Here is a 22,930-nt window from a genome sequence, read left to right on the forward strand (position 1 = left end):
TCGCTCCGCGGCCGCGCAGGACACAGCCGGCATGGAGAGGATCACGCTATGGCTCGACGCTTACTCTGGACGCTGCCGCTGCTGGCGACATTGGCGCCGGCCGCGCACGCGCAGACCAATGTGCCGGGCGACCCCTATGCAGGCGATCCGGTCGGCATCGTGGCGCAACCATGTCGGCAACACCCCCGCCCGACCGACGGCGCCGGCTGGCAAGTATGGAACCTGCACATGCTGACGCGCGACTTCAGCCAGTCGTGCCGCTACGCCGCCGACAATAAAGCGCTCGCGGCCAGCCGGGCGCCGGTCCGCGTGGTCTTCATGGGCGATTCGATCACCGACAATTGGATCCACTCCGACTCGGCGCTCTTCTCGGGCGGAGTAGTCGATCGCGGGATCAGCGGGCAGACGACGCCGCAGATGCTGGCGCGGTTCCGAGATGACGTGATCGCGCTGAAACCGCGGGCAGTGCACATTATGGCCGGCACCAACGACGTTGCCGGCAATACTGGTGCGGCGACGCTCGAGACAGTCGAGGGTAATATCGCCAGCATGGCCGAACTCGCGCGCGCACATGGCATCAAGGTGATTCTCGCCTCGATCCCGCCCGCCGCCGCCTTCCCGTGGAGCCCGTCGAAGCATCCGGTTCAGCAGATCGCCACGCTCAACGCCTGGCTGCGCGCCTACGCTAAGGCAAACGGCTTCGTGTACGTCGATTATTTCGCCGCGCTCGCAGCGCCCAACGGCGCCATGAAACCGGGCCTCGCCAGCGACGGCGTTCACCCGACGCCGCAAGGCTATGCCATCATGCACCCGCTTGCGCTCGCCTCGATCGCCACGACTCTGAGCAATCGAGGCAGCAAATGACCTTCTCCCGGCGCTCGATCCTTGCCGGCATGGCGGCGCTTCCGATGGCGCGCGGCGCGCTCGCTCAAAGCCCAATGGGGCTGGCGCGCGGACCGGTCCAGCCCAACTGGCCGTCGCTCGTCTCCAACTATCGATATCCCGACTGGTTTCGCGACGCCAAGCTTGGCCTGTGGGCGCACTGGGGCCCGCAATCGGTGCCCGAGCGAGGCGATTGGTACGGCCGCTTCCTGTATATGCAGGGCCACCCGATGTACGAGCATCACTGCAAGACCTACGGCCATCCGACCGTGGCGGGGATGAAGGACGTCCAGAACCTATGGACCGCCGAACGCTGGGATCCCGACGCGCTAATCGCACGCTACAAGAAGGTCGGCGCGCGCTATTTCATGGCGCTGGCCAACCATCACGACAACCTCGATTGTTTCGACAGCCGCTATCATGCGTGGAACTCGCTGCGCGTCGGGCCGAGGCGCGACGTGGTTGGCACCTGGGAGAAGGTGGCGCGCAAGGCGGGCCTCAAGTTCGGCGTGTCGAACCATTCGGCGCACAGCTGGCACTGGTATCAGACCGGATATGGCTATGACCCGACCGGTCCGAATAAAGGCGAGCGCTACGATGCGTTCAAGCTGACCAAGGCGGATGGTCGCGGCCAATGGTGGGACGGGCTCGATCCACGCGAACTCTATACCGGCGGTCATATGGTGATGCCCGACGGGATCGACAACATTGCGGGCATGAACGCCTGGCACGACAAACATGACGGCCAGTGGATCGAGACCGGCCCGACCGACGATCCGGCCTATGTCACCCGCTGGCTGTTGCGCCAGACCGACCTGGTCGAAAAGTACAAGCCGGACCTGATCTATTTCGACAATTACGGCCTACCGTTCGGCCCGATCGGACTCGAAGCGGCGGCCGATTATTACAACCGCTCGATCCAATGGTCGGGCAAGATCGACGTCGCGCTGTTCGCCAAGCAGTTGAAGCCCAACGAGCGCTTCGGCGTGGTGCAGGATGTCGAGCGCGGTTTCACGGACCATCTGTGGGAGGAGCCGTGGCAGACTGACACGTGCCTCGGCGACTGGTTCTACAATGTCGCGCGGCTAAACGACAAAAGCTATAAGACCGCCGAACAGGTCACGCAGCGCCTGGCGGACGTCGTGTCGAAGAACGGCAATTTGCTGCTGTCGGTGCCGCAACCGGGGCATGGCGCGATTGACAGCGAGGAGGAGAAGATCCTCGACCGGCTGGGCGAATGGACCGCGATCAACGACGAAGCGATCTTCGGTTCGCGCCCGTGGCGCAGCTATGGCGAGGGTCCGACGAAACTCACCCCCGGGATGCAGAACGAGGCGGGCGCTGGCGCGTTCACGCCACGCGACGTGCGCTTCACCACCAACAAGGGCGCGCTATACGTCCTGTTTCTCGGCTGGCCGAGCGGGACCGCCTCGGTCGCGTCGCTCGCGCGCGGACGCTTGGACGGCGTGATCGAATGCGCGACCTTGCTCGGCGGCGGGCCGGTGCCGTATCGCCAGGATGCGGCGGGGCTGCATTTCGATCTGCCGCGCAAGCCCGATGGCGGGTTCGTGCCGGTGATCCGGCTCGATGGGCGAGGGCTGGTATGAACGCGCCCCTCGCACCGCCGCGCGGCATGAGCGCCGCGCGCGTCGTGCCGACAGTCCTGATTGTCGCTTTGTTCTTCCTGTGGGGCGTGGCGAACAATCTCAACGACGTGCTGATCACGCACTTCAAGGGTCTGTTCAGCCTGGGCGACTTCGGCGCCGGGCTGGTGCAATCCGCTTTCTATCTCGGCTATTTCTGCCTCGCGATTCCGGCGGCATTGTTCATGCGCGCTTATGGCTATCGCGCTGCGGTGCTGCTCGGGCTCGGGCTGTACGGCGCGGGAGCCTTGCTGTTCTGGCCGGCGGCGAGCGCGCTCAGCTATCCCGCGTTCCTCACCGCCTTGTTCGTCATCGCGAGCGGCCTCGCCTTTCTCGAAACCTCGGCCAATCCGCTAATAGCGCGGCTCGGCAGCGCGGCGACCGCATCGCGCCGGCTGAACTTTGCGCAGGCGTTCAATCCGCTCGGATCGATTACCGGGGTGCTGATCGGACGCGCCTTCATCCTGTCCGATGCGCCGCCGGGGATCGATCGCGCAGGCCAGGCCGCGGCGGTGCAGATCCCGTATCTGGTGATCGGGCTTGGCGTACTATTCTGGGCGTTGCTGATCCGGCTCGCCCCCTTCCCCGCGATCGCGACCGCGCCCGATGCTGACGAGGGCGTGGGCGTTGCCGCGGACTTCGCTGAGCTGGCGCGCATGCCGCGCTTCCTGGTCGGCGTGCTCGCTCAGTTTTTCTATGTCGGCGCGCAAGTCGGCGTGTGGAGCTTCATGATCCGCTACACCATCGTCGCGCTTCCCGGCACGCCCGCGACGCAGGCGGCGGGCTATCTCACCGCCTCTCTGGTGGTGTTCATGGTCGGCCGCTTCGTCGGTGCCGGCCTGATGGGCCGAATTCGTCCGCTCCCGCTTTTATCGGTGTTCGCCGCGGCTGGTGCAGCCTGTTGCGGCTTCGCCGCGTTGGCCGGAGGCATGGCGGGCGTGGTTGCGCTGGTTGCCAGCAGCTTCTTCATGTCGATCATGTACCCGACGATCTTCGCCGAAGCGGTCGATGGTCTCGGCACGCGCACCAAGGCGGCTTCGGCCTTGCTCGTAATGGCGATCATCGGCGGCGCAGTGTTCCCGGCGGTGATGGGATCTGTGTCGGATTCGACTGGCTCGATCGTGCGCGCGATGCTGGTGCCGGCGGTGTGCTTCCTTGTCGTCCTTTTGTTCGGCCTGTTTAGCGCGCGGCGGTCGGCATGATCGACGCGCACGTCCATGTCTGGCGGATCGGCGCCAATGGCTGCACATGGCCGACCGCAGAGCTGACCGCAATCCATCGCGATTTCGACCTCGACGACTATCGCGCAATCGCGCGCGGAATCGACGGCGTGATCCTGGTGCAGAGCCAGGAAAACGCGATCGATACCGACTGGCTGCTCGACCTCGCGGCGCAGGACGCCTTTGTCGCGGGCGTCGTCGGATGGTGCGACCTGCATGCATCCAATGCGGCTGAGCGCATCACCGAACTCTCCGCCCGGCCCAAGCTGCGCGGGCTCCGGCCGATGGTGCAGGATCGTGCGGCGGACTGGTATGACGACCCGGCGCTGGATGCCGCGTTCGCGGTGATGACGACGGCGGGGCTGGTGCTCGAAGCGCTCGTCCGCCCGCAGCATCTGCCGGCGCTCGCCCGGCTGGCGCAGCGTCATCCCGATTTGCGGATCGTCGTCGATCATGCCGGCAAGCCGGACCTAGGCGCGCTCGGTGCATGGAGCGAAGCGCTACGGACACTCGCGGCGTTTCCGAAAACATGGTGCAAGCTCTCGGGCCTGCTGAACGAGGTCGTCGCCGGCCAAGAGGATGCGCGCATCGCCGAGATCGTCGCCGCGGTGCAAGCGGCCTTTGGGCCCGATCGCATCCTATGGGGCAGCGACTGGCCGGTACTGCACCTCGCCGCCAGCCACGCCGAATGGCTCGCCAAGGCGCGCGACCTGGTTCCAGTCGTGCAACATCGGGCGGTGTTCCGCGAGACGGCTGCTTTCGTTTATGGATTAGCCGCATGATCGCGCTTCCCACGCTCGGCATGGGCTGTGCCGGAATCGGCAATCTGTATCGCCCGGTCGACGATCGTGTCGCCGGCGAGACCGTTGCTGCAGCGCTGGCCGCGGGCATCGGCTATTTCGACGTCGCGCCACATTACGGCTTCGGCCTCGGCGAAACGCGCCTGGGCGCTGCGCTCGCCGAGCACGATCCACAGGCGCGCGCGCTGATTTCGACCAAGGTCGGCCGCTTGCTCGAGCCGACCGACAGTGACGCGGCAGAGCGCCATGGCTTCGTCGATGCGCCGCCCCTCGAGCCGGTGTTCGACTATACGTACGATGCGGTGCTGCGCAGCATCGACGCCAGCCGGGCGCGGTTGCGGCGCGAGCGGATCGACCTGCTGTTCGCGCACGATCTGGGCGCGATGGTACACGGTAACGACGCTGCACGGCACATGGCCGACTTTCTCGCCGGCGGGTATCTCGCACTGCGCCGGTTGCGCGACGCGGGCGAGGTTGCCGGGATCGGCGTCGGGGTCAACGAGATCGCGGTGTGTCACGTGTTGCTCGACCGGGTCGAACTCGACGTCATCCTGCTTGCCGGGCGCTATACCCTGCTCGAACAGGATGCGGCGGCGGCGCTGATCGAACGCTGCCGCGCGACTGGCACGCGGTTGGTGATCGGCGGACCCTATAATAGCGGCATCCTGGTCGAGGGCAGCCGCACCGCCAGCCACTTCGACTATGCGCCCCCGCCCGCCTCGGTCGTGGCGCGCGTCGCCGAGCTCGAGCGCGCGTGCGCGCGGTTCGACGTACCGCTTCCCGCCGCCGCGCTGCAATTCCCGCTGCGCGAGGCGGCGGTCGCCTGCGTGATTCCGGGTCTGGTCGGTGCGGAGCAGGTCGCCGCTACGCTGCAATATGCCGAATGGCCGATACCGGACGCATTGTGGGACGCCGTCGGCGTGCCCTCCCCACATGAGCACGCCGCATGAGCGCGATCCTCCTCCACCCCGACGACAACATCCTCGTTGTCACCGCTGCCGTCGCGCCGGGCGATCTCGTCGCGATCGACGGTGCCCCGATCGCGATGCGGTCGCGCGTCGAAGTCGGGCACAAGATCGCGCGGGCAGCCCTGGTCGCAGGCGACACCGTAATCAAATACGGCGCGCCGATCGGATCGATTACCGCGCCTGCCGACCGGGGCGAACACGTTCACCTGCACAATATGAAGAGCGACTATATCGCGACGCACATGCGCGATACGCTCGAACGGAGCACATCATGATTTCCGCCTGGGCTCGCGCCGATGGCCGCAAGGGCATCCGCAACGTCATCGCCGTCGCCTATCTCGTCGAATGCGCACATCACGTGGCGCGCAAGATCGTCGATAAGACCGACGACCCCGACGTCCATCTGATCGGCTTTCCCGGCTGCTATCCCAATAGCTACGCCGACAAAGTGATGAAGGCGATCGCCACGCACCCGAATGTCGGCGGGCTGGTGATCCTGTCGCTCGGCTGTGAGAGCTTCAACCGCGAAGGCCTTGCCGCTGTAGTCAAAGCCAGCGGCCGTCCGGTCGAGACACTGGTGATCCAGGAGAATGGCGGCACCGCGGCGACGATCGCCGCAGGCATGGAAGCCGTCGCGCGCTCCAAGGCGATCGCCGATGCCGGCGCGCGCGTGGCGATGGCGCCGAGCGAACTGGTCATCGGCACGATCTGCGGCGGATCGGACGGGACCAGCGGGATCACCGCCAACCCCGCGGTCGGCCGTGCGTTCGATCGCTTCGTCGCCGAGGGCGCGACCTGCATCTTCGAGGAGACCGGCGAACTGGTCGGCTGCGAGAACATCATCGCCGACCGTGCGCTCACTCCCGAGCTCGGCGCCGAACTCGTCGCCAGCATCGAGAAGGCCGAACGCTATTATACCATCCTCGGCTTCGGCAGCTTCGCGCCGGGTAATGCCGAGGGCGGACTTACCACTCAGGAGGAAAAATCGATGGGCGCCTATTCCAAGTCGGGGAGCTCTCCGATTTCGGGGATCGTCAAACCCGGCGACCTGCCCCCCTCGCCCGGCCTGTATTTGCTTGACGTCGTTCCGGACGGCGAGCCGCGCTTCGGCTTCCCAAACATCTCGGACAATGCCGAGATCGTCGAGCTGATCGCATGCGGCGCGCACATCAACCTATTCACCACCGGGCGCGGATCTGTGGTCGGATCGGCGATCTCGCCGGTCATCAAGATCTGCGCCAATCCCGAGACGGCGCGCAAACTGGCGGGAGATATGGACATCAATGCAGGACGCATTCTCGAGGGCAATGCGACAATCGGGGCCGTTGGCGACGAAATTTACGAACGCACTCTCGCGGTCGCGGGGGGCGAGCGCAGCGTGTCGGAAGAACTTGGCCACCGCGAATTCATCCTGACGTACAAGACGTTCGAGCCAGTAGGCCCTGCCTGCTTGCCGCGGAGCCACGCAGCGTGAGCGGCCGTCTCAGCGGCAAGACCGTACTCGTCACGGCCGCCGGTCAGGGCATCGGTCGCGCATGTGCCGAGCTCTTCGTCGCCGAAGGAGCGCGCGTCATCGCGACGGACATCGATGCAGTGAAACTTGACGGTCTTGCCTGCGACATGCTGGCGCTCGACGTGTGCGATCCGGCTGCGGTCGCGTCCATTCCGGCGCGGACCGGGCCGATCGACGTGCTGATGAACTGCGCGGGCGCTGTGTATAGCGGCACGATCCTCGACTGCGACGAACAGGCCTGGTCTTTTTCTAACGACCTTAACGTCACTGCGATCTATCGCACGATCCGCGCCTATTTGCCGGGAATGCTCACGGCCGGCGGCGGCAGCATCGTCAATGTCGCATCGGTCGCCAGTTCGATCAAGGGTGTGCCCAACCGCTTTGCGTACGGCGCGACCAAGGCGGCTGTGATCGGCCTGACCAAGGCGGTCGCGGCCGACTTCGTGGCGCAGGGCGTGCGCTGTAACGCGATCTGCCCGGGCACGGTCGATTCGCCCTCGCTGCAGCAGCGGCTGCGCGATACGGGGGATTACGAGCAGGCTCGCCGGGATTTCACCGCGCGCCAACCGATGGGACGGCTCGGCCGGCCCGAAGAGATTGCCGCGCTGGCGCTGTATCTGGCGAGCGACGAATCCGCCTTTACGACCGGCCAGGCGCATATCATCGATGGCGGCTGGATCAACTGAAGAACGGCCTACGCATGACCGGTTCCGCGACGCAGGTGCTGTTGCTCGATCTGAAGGACGAGCCTGCGGCGATCGCAGCCTATGATGGCTGGCACGCGGCGGGCGCGGTGCCTGCTGCGGTCGTCGCCAGCATTCGTGCTGCGGGGATCCGCGACATGCGCATCTTCCGCGCCGGCGCCCGGTTGGTGATGCTGCTCGACACCGATGCCGGCTTCGATCCTGCCGCCAAGGCGGCGAGCGATTCGGCCGACCCCGAAATCCAGGCGTGGGAGCGGATGATGGACGGCTTCCAGCAACCGATTCCCGGCGGCGACCCGACTGCGAAATGGACCGCCGCGACTCGGATTTTCGGACTTTCCGAACAGCCCTGACGACCGCCCGTCCCCGCGTCGCCGCTTGCAGCGCATATCCGTGTCACAAGCAAAAATCCGCCCGAACGACAATGCCAAAGCGATGCCATCCGGGCGGTCAGGGGGAGGAAACGAGGGAGGGCCGCCCGTTGCCGGTTGATGTCAGATCAGTTGCGCATCCGGAAGGTGATGCCGAAACGACGATCGTTCAGCTCGTAGTTACGCGGGTCCTGCGCAAAATACTGATAGCTGTTGTACTTCGCACGAAGCAGGTTTGTCGCGTCGATCGTCATTGAAACCTTCGGGGTGAAGTTGAACGCGATCGAAGTGTCAAGCTGACCGTAGGGACGGTACAGGATCGGTACGGCACCGGTGCCATTGCTCGAGATCGAGTCGACATAGCTGCTGCGCCAATTGTAGGCAGCGCGGGCACTGACGCCGTACTTTTCGTACAGGCCGACCACGTTGTAGCTCCACTTCGACAGGCCCTGCAGCTGGGTCGGCGCAGCCGTGCCGTCGAACAGCGTGCCCGCGGAACCCGGCGCGCTGCTGTCGACATACGTCACGTTGGCCTGGACGCCGAAACCAGCGAGCGGTCCGGGTAGGAAATCGAAGAAGGTGTTACCGCCGAGTTCGGCGCCCTTGACCTTGCCGTCGGTGCCGTTGACGAGCGCGGTGTAGGACACGGTCTGCGCGGTGCCGCCCGGCGGCGTGACGGACTGGTTGAAGACTTGGGTCGTCGTGAAGTTCTTGAGCTTCTTGTAGAAGATCGTGCCGTACAGGAAGGTGGTACGCCCGGCGTTCCATTCGAGCGCGAGATCCGCCTGGTCGGTGGTCAGCGGCTTGAGCAATGGATTGCCGCCGTTACCGGTGCCACCATTCGGTACATAGCTGAGGATCTGGTTGGTCACCGGATCGCGGACCGCATTATAATTGATCGATACCGAGCGGATGGCACGAAGATCGGCGAAGTTGGGACGCGACAGCCCTTCCGAAGCCGCGGCGCGCAACTGCAACTTGCTCGTAATGTGCGCACGCAGGTTCAGGCTCGGCAGGACCTTGGTGTAGTTCTGGCTTGCCGAATAGGGCGTGAAGATGGTGACCGCGCCGACGTCGGGCGTGGTCCCGATCAGGCTGGTACGATAGCTCAACTGGGTCGTGCCGATCGCGTCGTTGGTGGTCTTGACCACGCGCACGGCGATGTTGCCGTCGATCGGCAGCCCGGCCTGAACCTTGAAATACGCGGTAAGATAGCCGGCATAGGTCTTCTCTCGCTGCGTGTTGACGTCCAGCGGGCCGAAGTGGATGAGCGAACGCCCTCCCAGCGTCTGAAAAGTAGCAGCAGGATTGTTGAAGACGGCGGCATCGACATAGGGAACCGCACCAACAATGTTGGTACCCTGCCCGCCGAACAGCGTTCCGTACGGCGCCAGCACGCCTGAGGACGCCGGGCTGGCGAGCGTCAGATTCTGGCCGCCGGCATAGGTCCAATTGTACGGCGTACTGCGGTTGATCGCGCTGCGATCGGTATAGCGAATACCGCCCTGGATTGACTGTAGGATGCTGTTGTCGAAGTCCCAGGTGAGGTCGAGGCGCCCCGCTTTCTGCGTAGCGACGCTGTCCTCAAGATGATCCATCACGGCATTGACTACATAGGACGACAAATCGGTGTTGGACGCCCCGCCGGGTGCGCTCTGGAAGCTGATCGTCGGCAGACTGCCACTCAGATCGATCTGATAGCCGGCCAGCGCCTTTTGGGCGAACGCGGTGTAGCTATTGTTGGTTGCCGTCGCGCGCTCATACTGCCCGTCGAGCGTGGCATGCAGCCGCGGTGAAATCGACCACTTCACGCCGCCGGCATAATCGGTGGTGACGGTGCGCGTGAAGCTGACCTGAGTGTTCGTCGCCAGGTTCAGCGCAGTGTTCTGATACTGCGTAAAATCAGGGAAGCCCGGAGTGATGCCAGAATAGGCTGGAATGAAGCCGTTATAGCCGCCCGAGACGAACGTGCCATCGGACGCGAACTTGAATCTGCTGGCGGGGTTCGGCGAAAGATAGCGCAGCTGATCGGTGCTCGTGCCGTTGGTCACAAACGCCGAATAGTTCGGTGTCGAGATGTCGTATTGCGACCGGAAATAGGTGCCATAGACTTCGACGTTGCTCGCGGGCTTCCACTGGAGCGCAGCATAGATGCCTTTGCGCGCGCGGTCGCCTTGAGTGACCTGGATACCTGCACCGTCGGGAACGTACATGGTCTTGCCGACATAGCCGGGGACCGTCGTGGTCGGCACGTACGGCTCGATCGTCGCTTGATCGCGGCGGAACGAGGACTCGTAATAGGACAAATCTACCAGCACGCCGATCTCGCCGATCGGGGTGTTCTGCCAAGTCTTGCTGGCAAGGATCGAACCGTTGAAACGTGCCTGCTTCGACAGATCGAAATAGTTCGCGCCCATGGTTGTCGAGACGACGAAGCCCTTCTCGTCGAACGGCATACGCGTGCGCAGGTTGATCATGCCGCCGATGCCGCCCTCGATCTCCTTGGCGGACGGATCCTTGTAGACGTCGACGCCGCCGAGCAGTTCGGACGGAACGTCCTCGAAACCAAGCGAGCGCCCACCGCTACCGCCGAACACGTCACGACCGTTGAGTTCGGTCTTAACCTGCGTCAGGCCGCGGATCGCAACCGACGAGCCTTCGCCATAATTACGGGTGATCTGAACACCCGAGATACGCTGCAGCGCTTCAGCAACGTTCTTGTCGGGAAGCTTCCCGATGTCGGTCGCTGTGATCGAATCGACGAACTGATCGGCGTTGAATTTGATTGCCTGCGCTGTCGCCAAGCTCTTGCGGAAGCCGGTTACGACGATGTCCTGATCCGCCGCATCGGCTGCCGGCGCCGCCGTATCTTTGTTGTCGGCGCTGCGCGGCAACGACCGATTTTCGGGGGTCGGCGCAGTCGGCCGGGTGGTGGACAGTGCCGGTGTCTGGCTGTCCTGCGCTAGCGCGGGACTAGCAATCGCTAAGAACGGAAGCAGCGACGCACTCAATAGCAGCGACTTCGCGATGCCCGAACGATTGGCGCCTTCAACAGCAGACATTCGTATTCCCTTTTCAAAAGCATCCACGCCCCGTGCTCGCGCGCGGGACGTCAGTTCGTTCGAGAAGGTTGCGGTCATGCCCACTGCGCCTCCCCCTACGGCCTCCCTCGATTCATTGCTCGATGCAGGGGAGGTCCGCGTTGGACGCATCGCTACTCGCACAGTGTCTGCCGGTCAACAGATTTGTGGATAGGTGATTTCATGTTTCATAGGTGAACGCTGGTCTGGCTAACAAGACCGCGCTATTGCGACATCGAGGAGAGCGTGATGACGGAAGGCCAGCAGGCGAAACCAGTTCGCAAAATTCTGATCGTCGGGGGCGGGTCGGCGGGGTGGATGACCGCTGCGGCATTGGCGCGTTCGCTCCCGCGTGAGCAATGCCGGATCACGCTCCTAGAGTCGGACGAGATCGGGACGGTCGGTGTCGGCGAGGCAACGATCCCGCCGATTCGCCAGTTCAATACGCTGCTTGGTGTCGACGAAAATGACTTTGTGCGCGCGACGCAGGCAACCTTCAAATTGGGTATCGCGTTCGAGAATTGGAGCGCGTTGGGCAGTCGCTATCTGCATCCCTTCGGCCGCTTCGGTGCCGATATCGGGCCGCTGCCATTCCCAAGCTATTGGCACGCGCTGGCCCGCGCAAATCCGGCGGCGGCCGGGTCGCTGAGCGAATACAGCCTACCCGCAATGGCAGCAGCGTCGGGCAAATTCTGTCGGCCGAGTCCGGATCCGCGGAACACGCTCAACAACATCAGCTACGCCTTTCATTTCGACGCCGGGCGCTACGCACGCTTTCTGCGGGGACGCGCGGAAGACGATGGCGTCGTGCGCATCGAGGGGCGTGTGGTCGAAGTGCCAATCGACGCGAGCGGCGATGTTGCGGGCGTGATGCTCGCCGACGGGCGGCGGATCGACGCCGACTTTTTCGTTGATTGCTCGGGCTTTCGCGGCATGCTGATCGAGGGCGCGCTCGGCACCGGTTATGACGACTGGCGACACTGGTTGCCGTGCGACAGAGCAGTCGCACTCCCGACTGAGCGCGTCGGCTCCCCCCTGCCCTATACGCGCTCAATCGCGGGGAGCGCAGGATGGCAGTGGCGCATTCCATTGCAGCATCGCTCGGGCAACGGCCATGTGTTCTGCAGCGAGTTCCTCGGCGCCGACCAAGCCGAGGCGGAGCTGCGCGCCGGCGTCGAAGGCAAGCCCTTGGCGGACGCTCGGTTGCTGCGCTTCACTACGGGCAAGCGCAAGAAGGTGTGGAACCGCAATGTGCTCGCGGTCGGTCTCGCCGCCGGTTTCCTTGAGCCGCTCGAATCGACCAGCCTGCATCTTGTCCAGTCGGCGATCACCCGACTGCTCGCTCTGTTCCCGGATCGATCGTTCGCCCAGCCCGATATTGACTATTACAACGCGACCACCGCTACCGAATACGAGCGGATCCGCGATTTCCTGGTGCTACACTATCATGCAACGACGCGCGACGACTCGCCCTTCTGGCGTCATTGCGCAGAGATGCCGATCCCCGATACACTGGCTGAAAGGCTCGCACTGTATCGCAGTCGCGGGCGCTTCTTCCCAGTCGCACTCGACCTGTTCCTCGAGCCGAGCTGGGTCGCGGTGATGGAAGGTCAAGGCGTGACGCCGGGGCAGAGCGACCCGATGGCGGGACTTCAGTTCGACACGATGGCGGCGCTTTTGCCGCGCATCCGTGGCGCAGTGGCGCAGGCCGTAAAGGCGATGCCGACGCATGCCGACTTCATCCGTACCACCTGCGCAGCGCCGGCGGCTGACCGATAATCAAGGTGCACTTGGCATCGAGCGGGGGGGGTTACCCGTACCGCCCCGTCGTCACGCGCAGCAACACCGGGTTATCGATGAAGTTCAGCCCGTAATCGGTCTGGTCGCCGTTCCACACGCGATCGACGACGAACGCGCCCTTGACTAACCGCCCCTCCTCGACCCGGAGGATCATCGCGTTTTTCGGAGCGCCGGCTGCCGGCGCGAAGTCGAGCCGGACATGGTCACCCGCGACCAGATATTGATCGGGCGCGATTTGTGCGGCGACCGCGCCACCGACGGCCTCGTTCGCCCAGGATGGCGGCTGGGACTTGATCCAAGTGTCGACGCGGTGGCCGAACTGCCATTCGCCGTAACTCGCAGTGATCGTCCAATCCCCCAACGTGGTCGATTGCGGCTTGCCGTCGTCGCCCTTGGCGGTGCCCCAGGTCGGACGCTCGAACGCGATCTTCGCCCACTCGCGCTGCATGTCGGCGAACAGACGATAGGGCGCGGCGAACGTCTCGATCGTGTGATCGTCGAGCGTCTTGGCGCCGAGCGGGTAGTTGTAATAGCCCGTCGCATCCATGCCGAACGGCGCGAAGCCGATCGCGCCGCGCCCAAGCGCCGCCCAGAAGAAGCGCGCATATTCGGCGGCGTTGCCGATCTCGGGCACCGCTAGCGCATTGTCGGGTCGGCGAAACGCATCGAGATAGGCGAATACGTCGGCGCTCTTGCGGTCGTAGATATCGGGCGCCTGATAATCGATCGCAGGCGCCGCCGCCTTCCAGATGTCGAGCACGTCCTGTTGTGGTCCGCCGCTCGAGACGGCGGTTGGCTCCGGAATCTTGAAGGCATCGGCAAGCGAGGCGTTGACGTACATCGGCAGCGGCTTGATCGCCTTGCCCGCCGCGGCGAGCTCTCCGCAATACGCCGCGGTGTACCACGTATTGAAAGCACGATCGGCTTGCGCGCCGTATGCCTGGGTCCACGTCCCCGCCTTCCCGAGCGCTGCGGGAACCGGGCCGACGAAGAGTTTCTGCGCCTCGGGGCCGTAATCGCGGGGGCTGCGATAGCTGCCGGTCTCGTTCTCGACTTGCACCAGGATCGTGGTGTTCTGGCGGTCATGGTCGCGCAGATAGGTGATCAGCTTGAGGAACGCGCGCTTGTCGGCCTCGAGCGTGGTGCGCGCGTTGGGCGAGAGGACGTAATGATCGGTGCCGTCGCGCAGCTTCATCCGCGGAAAGCGGCGATTGTCCTGCTTGACCCAGTCGGGCGCGTAGCTCGGCCCGGTATTCTTGTACGTGCCGAACCAGAGCAGGACGAGCCGCTTGTCGTGCTCGCGCGCTTGATCGAGCAGCGTCTGGAGGAAACTGTAATCGAAGCGGCCTTCGGTCGGCTCGAGCTGCTGCCACGCAATCGGCACTTCGACGGTATTGGCGTGAAGCCGGTCGAGCATCGGCCATACCGACGTGAGCGCCGCAGCATAATTGCTCGAATTGTTGACTTGCGCGCCGAGCATCAGGAACGGCGCGCCGTCGACGATCAGCGCATGATGGCCGTTGCGCGAGACGATTTGCGGGACTTCGCCGGATTGCGCGAGCGCCGGGGCGGCCGCAGCGAGCGCTGTGAATACCGTCCAGATATGTAATATCGTTTTCATGATGATCCTCTCCCGTACTTGGCATTCTTGCTTGCGCCAGTGAAACGAATGCTCATAGGTGAACAGCAGTGACCGGCGACCGCGAGTGCGTCAACCAGCGGCAACACAGAAGAGGATGAGCGACATGGCAATGGTATCCCGAAAGCGCGCGCTCGCGAAATGGGCAGGCGCCGCCGCCATCGCTCTGATCCCGCTTTCCGCACAGGCCGAGCCGCTCGCCTCGCTCGACCGTAATGGCAGCCGCGTCGCGATCGAACCCTATGCGCCCAACATCGTCCGCGTGACGATCGCGCTCGACCGCGATCTCGCCGATGCCGCGCCCGGACCGGGGCCGAACGCCAAGTCGGATGCCAGCGGCTGGTCGCATCGCAGCGATGCCTCGGGCGACGTGTTCGCCTCGTCCGCACTGTCGCTGACGGTCAATGCTCAGCCTTGGCCAAAGGCGCCGACGCAGATGGAGCGCTATTTCGCGCCGTCGCTTCCCCCCGTGTCGATCACGGTGAAGGGCACCGACGGCCACCTCATCACGCAGATGAACGGCTGGGAAATGGCGCCGCACACCGTCGCGGGCGAAAAGACCTTCAAGATCGGAGCGAGCTTCGCCGCGCCGCTCGACGAGCATTATTACGGGCTCGGCCAGAACCAGGAGGGCAAACTCGATCTGCGTGGCCGCACGATCGATTGCCGCCACAATTACGACGCCCCCGCCGGCGAAACGGTCTGCGTGCCGTTCATGGTCACCAACAAGGGCTATGGGATCGTCTGGGACAATCCCTCGACCACCACCGTGTCGCCGGGGCTGCACAACAGCACGCACTGGCAGTCCGAGGTCGGCGAGCGCGTGTCCTTCTTCGTCATCACCGGCGACACGACTGACGACCTTTATGCGGGCTTTGCCAAGCTGACCGGCAAGACCCCGCTCCCGCCGAAAGCCGCGTTCGGGCTCATCCAGAGCAAGGCGCGTTACGAGACGCAGGCCGAACTGCTCGGCGTGGCGGAAGGGTATCGCAGCCGCAACTATCCGCTCGACGTAATGGTGCTCGACTGGTTCTACTGGAGCCGGATGGGCCAGCTCGATATCGACCACACCTTCTTCCCCGACCCCGCGGGCATGAACGCCAAGCTCAAGGGGCTCGGCATGCACAGCATCGTCAGCGTGTGGCCGCGCTTCGAGAAGGAATCGCGCTATTACGACATGCTGTCGGCCAAGGGCTGGCTGCTGCACGACCAGGACGGCTCGGTCGTCGACGGCCTCCCGGTCCGTTCGGACCGCGCGGGCGCGCTGATCGACAGCACGAATCCCGATGCGCGCGCCTGGTACTGGAGTAAGATCCGCGACAACATCGCCAGTCAGGGTTTCGACTGGTTCTGGCTCGACGAGACCGAGCCCGATCTGGTCCCCGATGGTCATGAGTTCGCAATCGGTTCCGGCGACCGCTATCACAACCTCTTCCCGCTGGTGCACACGGCGAGCGTCGCCGATGGATCGGCCAAGGACCGCCCCGATTTCCGCAATCTGATCCTGTGCCGCGCCGCCTATCTCGGCACGCAGCGCAACGGTTGCCTGTTCTGGTCGTCCGACGTCCAGTCGACGTGGGAAGCGCTCAAGCGCCAGGTGCCGACCGGGCTCAATTTCACCGCATCGGGCCTTGCTTACTGGAGCAGCGACACTGGCGGCTGGCAGTATCCCAACGGCCCCAAGGCCGAGCATCCCGTGCTGCTCGATCCCGCCGGCGCCGATGCGATGCCGCCGAGCTATGCCGATTATCCCGAACTGTTCGTCCGCTGGTTCCAGTACAACACCTTCACGCCCACGCTGCGCATCCATGGCCAGCGTCCGGCGACCGCGATCTGGGATTACGGCAAGGCGGCCGAGCCGGTGCTCGCGCAGTATCTGAAGCTGCGTTACGCACTGGTACCGTATCTCTACGCAGCGGCGCATCACACGTATGAGAGCGGCGCGCCGTTCATGCGCGGGCTGTTCATGGATTTCCCGAACGACCCAAAGATCACCGACATGGGCGACGAATATATGTTCGGCCTCGCCTTCCTCGTCGCGCCGGTGACCGAGCAAGGTGCGACCAGCCGCTCGGTCTATCTTCCTGCCGGCGCCGACTGGTACGATTACTGGACCAACGAGAAGCATGCCGGTGGCCAGACGATCACGGCGCAAGCGCCAATCGACAAGATCCCGCTGTTCGTGCGCGCCGGATCGATCGTGCCGATGGGGGCGCAAGTGCCGAGTACCGCGACACGCCAGCCGCTCGAGAGCATTCGCGTCTATCCAGGCCGTTCGACGAGCTTCACGCTGTACGACGATGACGGGGTGAGCAACGCCTATCGTAAGGGCGGCGGCACTGCGACGCTGCGCTGGGACGATGCCAGCGGGCGGCTGACCGCATCGGGCAAGCTGCCGAGCGGGCAGGATGTCGCAGCGTTGGTCAAGGTCGTCGGCCGCTAACGCACAGCGCTTGTGCGCTTTGGTCGCGACCTTCTATGATCGGCGCTGCATACCGGGGGAAACGATGGACGACATTGAAGACGAGGACCGCCGCTACAAGGCGCCCGCGCTTGAAAAGGGGCTCGACATTCTCGAGCTGCTCGCCGACGCGGCCGAGCCGCTCCCCTTAGCGGCGATCGCCGACCAGCTCGATCGCTCGCGCGGCGAACTGCACCGCATGGTGCAGGTGCTGCAGTTTCGTGGCTATATCGACCAGGATGCCGGCTCGGAAGGCTATCGCCTGACCGACCGGCTGTTCGCGCTCGGCATGCGCCAACCGCGCACGCGCAACCTGGTCGAACTGTCGCTGCCGGTGATGCGGCAGTTGGTGCAGGATTCGGGCGAGTCATGCCACCTCGCCTTTCACAGCCGCGGTGAGATGGTCGTCGTCGCGCGGGTCGAATCGGGCGAACAGGTCGGATTTTCGGTGCGCGTCGGCTATCGCCGGCCGATCCCCAGCACCGCGTCGGGCGCAGTGCTCTACGCGTTTCAATCGGACGCGGTGCGGCAGCGTTGGGAGAGCCTGTTCGCGCCGGCGCTCAGCCCGGCGGCACTAAAGGAATTTCGCGCACATGCCGATACCGTGCGCACGCGCCAGGTCGAATTGACGCAAAGCCCGCTGGTGGGTGGCGTCACCGACATCTCCGCACCGATCATGCGCGGCGGCGCGGCCGCGGCGGCGCTGACCGTGCCGTATCTCGAAAGGCGCGAACCCGTGCATAGCGCCGAGCAAGTATCGGTCATGGTGCTCGCCGCAGCCGAGCGGATCGCAGAGCAATTGGTGCAAAGCGACGAGCGGCTTTAGCACTTTTGAGTTGCCCCTTGTGCAAGCTGTCGCTGCCCCGGCGAAGGCCGGGGCCCAGTAGCGCAGCGTCCAATGCGCAAGCGTAGCGCATATTATCCTCGGCCATCGCTACTGGACCCCGGCCTTCGCCGGGAAAAATAGTTGAAGAAGGGACTACTTAGCGCGCCAAGTCGCCGGCATCGTCTGCGCGGGCAGCGTGACCGTCACCGTCTGGCGGATGTCGCGCGCCGAATCCGCCAGCATCACCTTATAGGCACCGCCCGCGACCTTCCACTGATGCCCCGCTTCGTCCCACGTCGCGAGCAAGCGCCGATCGACCGACATCGACACGGTCTGGCTCGCGCCCGGTGCCAGCGCGACCTTGGCGAAACCGCCGAGGCGCTTGGGCGCCTCCCAGCCGCCAGCATCCGGCGAGACATAGATTTGCGGCACGCTCGCGCCGGCGCGTGCGCCGGTGTTGCGCACGGTGAAGCGCGCGGTCAGCGCACCGTTCGCCGCCACCGCGGTGAGGCCGCCGACGGTGAACCGCGTATAGGAGAGGCCGTGCCCGAACGCGAACAGCGGCGCGATCGCCTTGGCGTCGAACCATTTGTACCCGACCGTCGCGCCCTCGCTATACGCCACGTTGCCGACATGCGGCGTGGCGGGATCGGCCAGTTGATCGACGCTCTTGGCAAAGGTCATCGGCAGGCGCCCCGACGGGTTGACCTTGCCGAACAGCAGGTTCGCGATCGCCGCACCGCCCTGCGTACCGGGATACCAGGCTTCGAGCACCGCGCCGACATGGTCGAGCCACGGCATCGCCACCTGGCTGCCGGTCTCGAGCACCACCACGGTTTTGGAATTGGCGGCGCCGACCGCGTCGATCAGCGCATCCTGCGTACCGTCGAGCGTCATCGGCGTGTCGAACGATTCGCCCTGCCACTGCGTCGCGAACACGATGACGATATCGGCGTCGCGCGCCAGCGCCGCGGCAGCGACGGGATCGCTGCCATCGGCGAAGGTCACGGTCGCTCCCGGGGCGTGACGCTTGATCTCGTCGAGCGGCGACGAGGGATGATACATGATCGGCCCCGGCCAGCCCGTCGGTAGCAATCCCGGCACCGCATTGCCGCCGATCGGATAGACCAGCGACGAGCCTCCACCGGCAAGCACGCCCTTGTCGGCATGTCCGCCGATCACCGCGATGCGTTTGGCGCTGGCGGCCAGCGGGAGCAGATCGTCCTGATTCTTGAGCAAGACCGCGCCCGCCTCTGCCGCAGCACGCGTCACCGCGACGTGCGCGGCATAATCGATCGGCCGCTCGATCGCCGGATCCTCAAACACGCCATGCCCGAACATCGATCGCACGATCCGCGTCGTCATCAAATCGAGCCGCGCCGGCGTCACCTCTCCGCGCTCGACCGCCTCGCGCAGAGGCGCCGCGAAAAACGGCTGCGTGTCGAACGGGAAGCCCGAATCCTGGTCGAGCCCGGCATTGGCCGCAATGGCGGTGCTGTGCGTCGCGCCCCAGTCGCTCATCACATAGCCCTTGAAGCCCCAATCGGTGCGCAGCACGTCGGTCAACAGCCAGCTATTTTCGCAGGCATGCGTGCCGTCGACGCGGTTGTACGAGCACATGATCGAGCCCGGATCGGCGCGCTCGATCGCAAGCTGGAAGGCGAGCAAATCGGACACGCGCGCCGCGCCGTGTTCGATCACCGAATTGCCGGTGTTGCGGTCGGTCTCCTGATCGTTGAAGGCATAATGCTTGATCGTCGAGATGACGTGGTTCGACTGGATGCCGCGGACTTGCTCGGCCACCATCGTGCCGGCGAGCAAGGGATCCTCGCCGCCATATTCGAAGTTGCGGCCGTTGCGCGGTTCACGCAACAGATCGACCCCGCCGGCGAGCATGACGTTGAAACCCGAGCGATGCGCTTCGTCGCCGATCATCGCGCCGCCGGCATGCGCGACCGCGACATCCCAGCTCGCCGCGATCGCCACGTTCGACGGCAAAGCGGTACGCTCGCGCTTGACCGCAGCGCCGCCCTGCGTCGCGACACCGACACCGGCATCGGTCTGGTGCTGTGCCGGGATGCCGAGGCGGGCGATCGCCGGTACGTAGCCCGCGGATCCGGCATGCGCCTCGACAGGCGCGTGGTAGAGCGACACCGGGAAATCGGTGCCGAAATAGCCGAACACCAAGGTCAGTTTCTCGTCGCGCGTCATCGCCGCGACCAGCGCCTTGGCGCGCAGGTCGGGCGTAAGGCGGGTGTCGTTCCATGCGCCGCGTATCGCCGGCTTGTTCCAGGCGGGGAGCACGGGCGTGCCGGCGACGGGTGCAACCTTCGCGGGCGGCGGCGGAGCGGCCACCTGGGCGGAAGCGGCCGCGCCGACCAGCAGCAGTGGCACTGCCGCGATACGAAGCGTCATGATGAAATCCTCTACCAGCGCGCCTTGCCGTCCATTGCGAAGGCGGCGTCGTTACCTATCCGTATATGCGCACATATTTGACAGGTAAACACCCGCAATCGCCGTCCGGCACTTCCGAAGCCCAGCAGCCGTCGATCGCATCGCGCCGCGATCAGCGCCCGGCTGGCGCGCTCATGCGCGACTGGCAGAGAGATCGAAGGCGACCACGCGCTGACGCTGTTCACCGAGCTTGTCGATGCCGAGGCGCATGGTATCGCCGGCCTTGAGGAAAACCGGGTTGGGCTTTTGACCCTCGCCCACGCCCGGCGGCGTGCCCGTGATCAGCAGGTCGCCGGGCAGCAAGGTTATGAAGCGGCTGACATAGGCGATGCATTCTACAACGGGAAAGATCATCGTCTTGGTGTTGCCGATCTGCATCCGCTGGCCGTTGACATCGAGGAACATTTCGAGCGCCTGCGGATCGCCGATCTCGTCGGGCGTTACCAGCCACGGACCGGTCGGGCCGAACGTGTCGCACCCCTTGCCCTTGTCCCACTGGCTGCCGAGTTCCTTTTGGAAGGCGCGCTCCGACACGTCGTTGACCAGTACGTACCCGGCGACATGATCGAGCGCATCGGCCTGTTCGACATAGCGGCAGGTCTTGCCGATAATGACGCCGAGTTCGACTTCCCAATCGGTCTTCAATGCGCCCTTCGGAATCATCACGTCGTCGTTCGCTCCGACCAGGCAGGAGATCGCCTTGGTGAAGAATATCGGCTCGGGCGGCACCGGCAGGTTCGCCTCCGCGGCATGGTCCGCATAGTTGAGACCGACCGCGATGAACTTGCCAATGCCAGCCACGGGCACGCCGAAGCGCGGCTCGCCTTCGACCTCCCGCAGGCTGGCGAGATCGGTCGCGCGCAGCCGCTCGATCACGTCAAGCGTCGCCGGCGTGATGTCGTCGACGATTCCGGAGACGTCGCGCGAGACGCCATCGGCATCGACCAGGCCGAGCTTTTCCGCGCCAACGGGACCATAGCGGCAGAGCTTCATAGGGAAATACTCAATCTTGACGGGAGCGAATGCAACGAAACTTCAGGCCGTAATGCGACATGGAAGTCGGCCATGTCGAGCGCGATGGTCTTCATTTGCCCACTGACCGGCTTGATCTCGCCGGGCAACCGTTAAGCGAAGATCGGCACCATCTCAGCTGTGCCGTAGTCCACTTTTTCCCGATGCGGGGCTCGCTTCGTGATCTAACGGTGGGACAGTGAAGCGACGGGCGAACAGGAGAAAGTGCATGTTGCCCGCTGGCAGAATGATCCCGGTGACTGGAGCTTCGGCCGGAAGAGAAATCGCTGACGCGATCCGCGTATCGACGTTCGTCCTTGCCGCGCTTCCCCCCGTGTCACCAGCGCCGTACTGGCGGTCGTCGGCGACGCATTCGTGACCCTGCGATGAGGCGGGCGGCCAGTGCACTCGACTATCGCGAGCTTGCGCGGCGGCGCCTGCCCGGTTGCTGTTCGGATATATCGACGGCGGCTCGTATGCCGAGGTGACTTTGCGCCGCAACGTCGCCGATCTCGAAGCGGTGGCGCTGCGCCAGCGCGTGCTGCGCGACGTCTAGGCTATCGACGTCTCGACGACGCTGTTCGGCGAACGCTTCGCCCTCCCCGTCGCGCTCGCACCGATCGGCCTGGCGGGCATGAATGCGCGGCGCGGCGAGGTGCAGGCCGCGCGCGCTGCCGAGGCGGCCGGGATCCCCTTCCGCCTGTCGACGGTCTCGGCCTGTCCGATCGCCGAGGTCGCCAAAGGCACGACCAAGCCGTTCTGGTTTGAGCGCTACATGATCCGCGATCGCGCTTCATGCGCGACCTGATGCTGCAAGCGAAAGCGGCCGGCTGCACCACGCTGATCTTCACCGTCGACATGCCGGTGCCGGGTTCGCGCTACCGCAACTATCATTCGGGGCTGGCCGGCGCGCCTGGGCTGGCGGGGGCACTGCGCCGCAGCTGGCAAGGCGCGATGAACCCGAGTTGGGCATGGGATGTCGGGATACACGGCCGCCCGCACAAGCTCGGCAACGTCGCGCCGATGCTCGGCGACAAGAGCGGGCTCGAGGATTTTTTCGCGTGGATGCGGAACAATTTCGACGATACGATCAGTTGGCGCGACCTGCAGTTCATTCGTGAGGTCTGGGATGGCACGCTGATCATCAAGGGCATTCTCGACACCGAAGATGTGCGCGCCGCGGCCGACATCGGCGCGGACAGGATCGTCGTTTCCAACCATGGCGGACGGCAGCTCGACGGCGTACCCTCGCCCGCCCGCGTTCTGTCGCCGATCGCCGATGCAGTGGGCGATCGGCTCACCGTTCTGGCCGATGGTGGGGTACGCTCCGGGCTCGACGTGGTGCGCATGCTGGCGCTGGGCGCCAAGGGCGTCCTGCCCGGTCGCGCCTGGGTCTAAGCGCTCGCCGGCGGCGAACAGGAGGGCGTCGCGCACATGCTGCGCCTGATGGAAGCGGAGATGCGCGTCGCGATAGCGCTCACCGCGCGCACGACAATCGCCGCGATCGACCGGACCGTGCTGTCCGAAGGCGGATGATTTCGCGGCGGCCTAGGTCGCC

At 64.9% G+C, this 22,930-nt stretch carries 16 protein-coding genes and 1 pseudogene; 13 read left to right on the plus strand and 4 right to left on the minus strand.

What is annotated here, in order from left to right; translation table 11 throughout:
* Positions 1-48 precede the first annotated feature (48 nt).
* From IE187_RS03520 to IE187_RS03555, 9 genes are read left to right on the plus strand one after another with little or no spacing between them, the layout of a single operon-like run.
* On the plus strand, positions 49-864 hold the full coding sequence (locus tag IE187_RS03520) for an SGNH/GDSL hydrolase family protein (RefSeq protein ID WP_189675115.1): 816 nt from the start codon (positions 49-51) through the stop codon (positions 862-864).
* Positions 861-2,489, plus strand: coding sequence for an alpha-L-fucosidase (locus IE187_RS03525; protein WP_189675116.1), 1,629 nt, complete (start codon positions 861-863; stop codon positions 2,487-2,489). Before IE187_RS03520 ends, IE187_RS03525 begins: the two co-directional genes overlap by 4 nt.
* Positions 2,486-3,727 carry an L-fucose:H+ symporter permease gene (gene fucP, locus IE187_RS03530; protein ID WP_229839209.1) on the plus strand — a complete coding sequence of 414 codons (1,242 nt, stop codon included), beginning with the start codon at positions 2,486-2,488 and terminating at the stop codon, positions 3,725-3,727. Before IE187_RS03525 ends, fucP begins: the two co-directional genes overlap by 4 nt.
* Positions 3,724-4,527: an amidohydrolase family protein gene (locus IE187_RS03535; protein WP_189675117.1), complete on the plus strand. Its 804-nt coding sequence runs from the start codon at positions 3,724-3,726 to the stop codon at positions 4,525-4,527. Before fucP ends, IE187_RS03535 begins: the two co-directional genes overlap by 4 nt.
* Complete coding sequence (locus IE187_RS03540; RefSeq protein ID WP_189675118.1) at positions 4,524-5,495, plus strand: aldo/keto reductase; 972 nt, start codon at positions 4,524-4,526, stop codon at positions 5,493-5,495. The genes IE187_RS03535 and IE187_RS03540 overlap by 4 nt, the downstream gene beginning before the upstream one ends.
* Entirely contained in the window at positions 5,492-5,788 is a 297-nt protein-coding gene (locus IE187_RS03545; RefSeq protein ID WP_189675119.1) for a UxaA family hydrolase, read from the plus strand. The genes IE187_RS03540 and IE187_RS03545 overlap by 4 nt, the downstream gene beginning before the upstream one ends.
* On the plus strand, positions 5,785-6,987 hold the full coding sequence (locus tag IE187_RS21255; protein WP_229839210.1) for a UxaA family hydrolase: 1,203 nt from the start codon (positions 5,785-5,787) through the stop codon (positions 6,985-6,987). The genes IE187_RS03545 and IE187_RS21255 overlap by 4 nt, the downstream gene beginning before the upstream one ends.
* On the plus strand, positions 6,984-7,712 hold the full coding sequence (locus IE187_RS03550; protein WP_308435268.1) for an SDR family oxidoreductase: 729 nt from the start codon (positions 6,984-6,986) through the stop codon (positions 7,710-7,712). Before IE187_RS21255 ends, IE187_RS03550 begins: the two co-directional genes overlap by 4 nt.
* 14 nt (positions 7,713-7,726) lie before the next feature.
* Positions 7,727-8,083 carry an L-rhamnose mutarotase gene (locus IE187_RS03555; protein WP_189675121.1) on the plus strand — a complete coding sequence of 119 codons (357 nt, stop codon included), beginning with the start codon at positions 7,727-7,729 and terminating at the stop codon, positions 8,081-8,083.
* A 146-nt stretch (positions 8,084-8,229) separates the two neighbouring features.
* On the opposite strand, the gene IE187_RS03560 is transcribed toward IE187_RS03555, so the two are convergent.
* Positions 8,230-11,163 (minus strand): TonB-dependent receptor, encoded by a 2,934-nt coding sequence (locus IE187_RS03560; RefSeq protein WP_189675122.1) that lies wholly within the window; start codon positions 11,161-11,163, stop codon positions 8,230-8,232.
* A 267-nt stretch (positions 11,164-11,430) separates the two neighbouring features.
* On the opposite strand from IE187_RS03560, the gene IE187_RS03565 reads away from it, so the two are divergent.
* Positions 11,431-12,960, plus strand: coding sequence for a tryptophan halogenase family protein (locus tag IE187_RS03565; RefSeq protein ID WP_189675123.1), 1,530 nt, complete (start codon positions 11,431-11,433; stop codon positions 12,958-12,960).
* A 31-nt stretch (positions 12,961-12,991) separates the two neighbouring features.
* Here the strand turns inward: IE187_RS03565 and IE187_RS03570 are convergent, their stop codons facing one another.
* Positions 12,992-14,602 (minus strand): DUF5597 domain-containing protein, encoded by a 1,611-nt coding sequence (locus tag IE187_RS03570; protein WP_189675124.1) that lies wholly within the window; start codon positions 14,600-14,602, stop codon positions 12,992-12,994.
* Positions 14,603-14,726: 124 nt separating this feature from the next.
* Between IE187_RS03570 and IE187_RS03575 the strand changes: the two genes are divergently transcribed.
* The gene (locus tag IE187_RS03575; protein WP_189675125.1) at positions 14,727-17,063 is read left to right on the plus strand and encodes a glycoside hydrolase family 31 protein; all 2,337 of its coding nucleotides are present in this window, start codon (positions 14,727-14,729) and stop codon (positions 17,061-17,063) included.
* Between the two features lie 64 nt (positions 17,064-17,127).
* The gene (locus IE187_RS03580) at positions 17,128-17,907 is read left to right on the plus strand and encodes an IclR family transcriptional regulator (protein WP_189675126.1); all 780 of its coding nucleotides are present in this window, start codon (positions 17,128-17,130) and stop codon (positions 17,905-17,907) included.
* Positions 17,908-18,060: 153 nt separating this feature from the next.
* Here the strand turns inward: IE187_RS03580 and IE187_RS03585 are convergent, their stop codons facing one another.
* Together IE187_RS03585 and IE187_RS03590 are read right to left on the minus strand one after the other, a co-directional pair.
* Positions 18,061-20,322, minus strand: a complete 2,262-nt coding sequence (locus tag IE187_RS03585; RefSeq protein ID WP_189675127.1) for a glycoside hydrolase family 3 C-terminal domain-containing protein — start codon at positions 20,320-20,322, stop codon at positions 18,061-18,063.
* A gap of 171 nt (positions 20,323-20,493) precedes the next feature.
* Complete coding sequence (locus IE187_RS03590) at positions 20,494-21,354, minus strand: 2,4-didehydro-3-deoxy-L-rhamnonate hydrolase (protein ID WP_189675128.1); 861 nt, start codon at positions 21,352-21,354, stop codon at positions 20,494-20,496.
* A 404-nt stretch (positions 21,355-21,758) separates the two neighbouring features.
* Between IE187_RS03590 and IE187_RS03595 the strand changes: the two are divergent.
* Positions 21,759-22,908, plus strand: a pseudogene (locus IE187_RS03595) (L-lactate dehydrogenase).
* Positions 22,909-22,930 lie beyond the last annotated feature (22 nt).

Origin of the sequence: Sphingomonas glacialis, assembly GCF_014653575.1 — a bacterium.
Taxonomy (GTDB): domain Bacteria; phylum Pseudomonadota; class Alphaproteobacteria; order Sphingomonadales; family Sphingomonadaceae; genus Sphingomonas; species Sphingomonas glacialis.

Coding starts and splice junctions, on each gene's coding strand:
- IE187_RS03580 (WP_189675126.1), top strand. CDS start 17,128: ATGGACGACATTGAAGACGAGGACCGCCGCTACAAGGCGCCCGCGCTT.
- IE187_RS03525 (WP_189675116.1), top strand. CDS start 861: ATGACCTTCTCCCGGCGCTCGATCCTTGCCGGCATGGCGGCGCTTCCG.
- fucP (WP_229839209.1), top strand. CDS start 2,486: ATGAACGCGCCCCTCGCACCGCCGCGCGGCATGAGCGCCGCGCGCGTC.
- IE187_RS03570 (WP_189675124.1), bottom strand. CDS start 14,602: ATGAAAACGATATTACATATCTGGACGGTATTCACAGCGCTCGCTGCG.
- IE187_RS03520 (WP_189675115.1), top strand. CDS start 49: ATGGCTCGACGCTTACTCTGGACGCTGCCGCTGCTGGCGACATTGGCG.
- IE187_RS03555 (WP_189675121.1), top strand. CDS start 7,727: ATGACCGGTTCCGCGACGCAGGTGCTGTTGCTCGATCTGAAGGACGAG.
- IE187_RS03560 (WP_189675122.1), bottom strand. CDS start 11,163: ATGTCTGCTGTTGAAGGCGCCAATCGTTCGGGCATCGCGAAGTCGCTG.
- IE187_RS21255 (WP_229839210.1), top strand. CDS start 5,785: ATGATTTCCGCCTGGGCTCGCGCCGATGGCCGCAAGGGCATCCGCAAC.
- IE187_RS03535 (WP_189675117.1), top strand. CDS start 3,724: ATGATCGACGCGCACGTCCATGTCTGGCGGATCGGCGCCAATGGCTGC.
- IE187_RS03565 (WP_189675123.1), top strand. CDS start 11,431: ATGACGGAAGGCCAGCAGGCGAAACCAGTTCGCAAAATTCTGATCGTC.
- IE187_RS03575 (WP_189675125.1), top strand. CDS start 14,727: ATGGCAATGGTATCCCGAAAGCGCGCGCTCGCGAAATGGGCAGGCGCC.
- IE187_RS03590 (WP_189675128.1), bottom strand. CDS start 21,354: ATGAAGCTCTGCCGCTATGGTCCCGTTGGCGCGGAAAAGCTCGGCCTG.
- IE187_RS03540 (WP_189675118.1), top strand. CDS start 4,524: ATGATCGCGCTTCCCACGCTCGGCATGGGCTGTGCCGGAATCGGCAAT.
- IE187_RS03585 (WP_189675127.1), bottom strand. CDS start 20,322: ATGACGCTTCGTATCGCGGCAGTGCCACTGCTGCTGGTCGGCGCGGCC.
- IE187_RS03545 (WP_189675119.1), top strand. CDS start 5,492: ATGAGCGCGATCCTCCTCCACCCCGACGACAACATCCTCGTTGTCACC.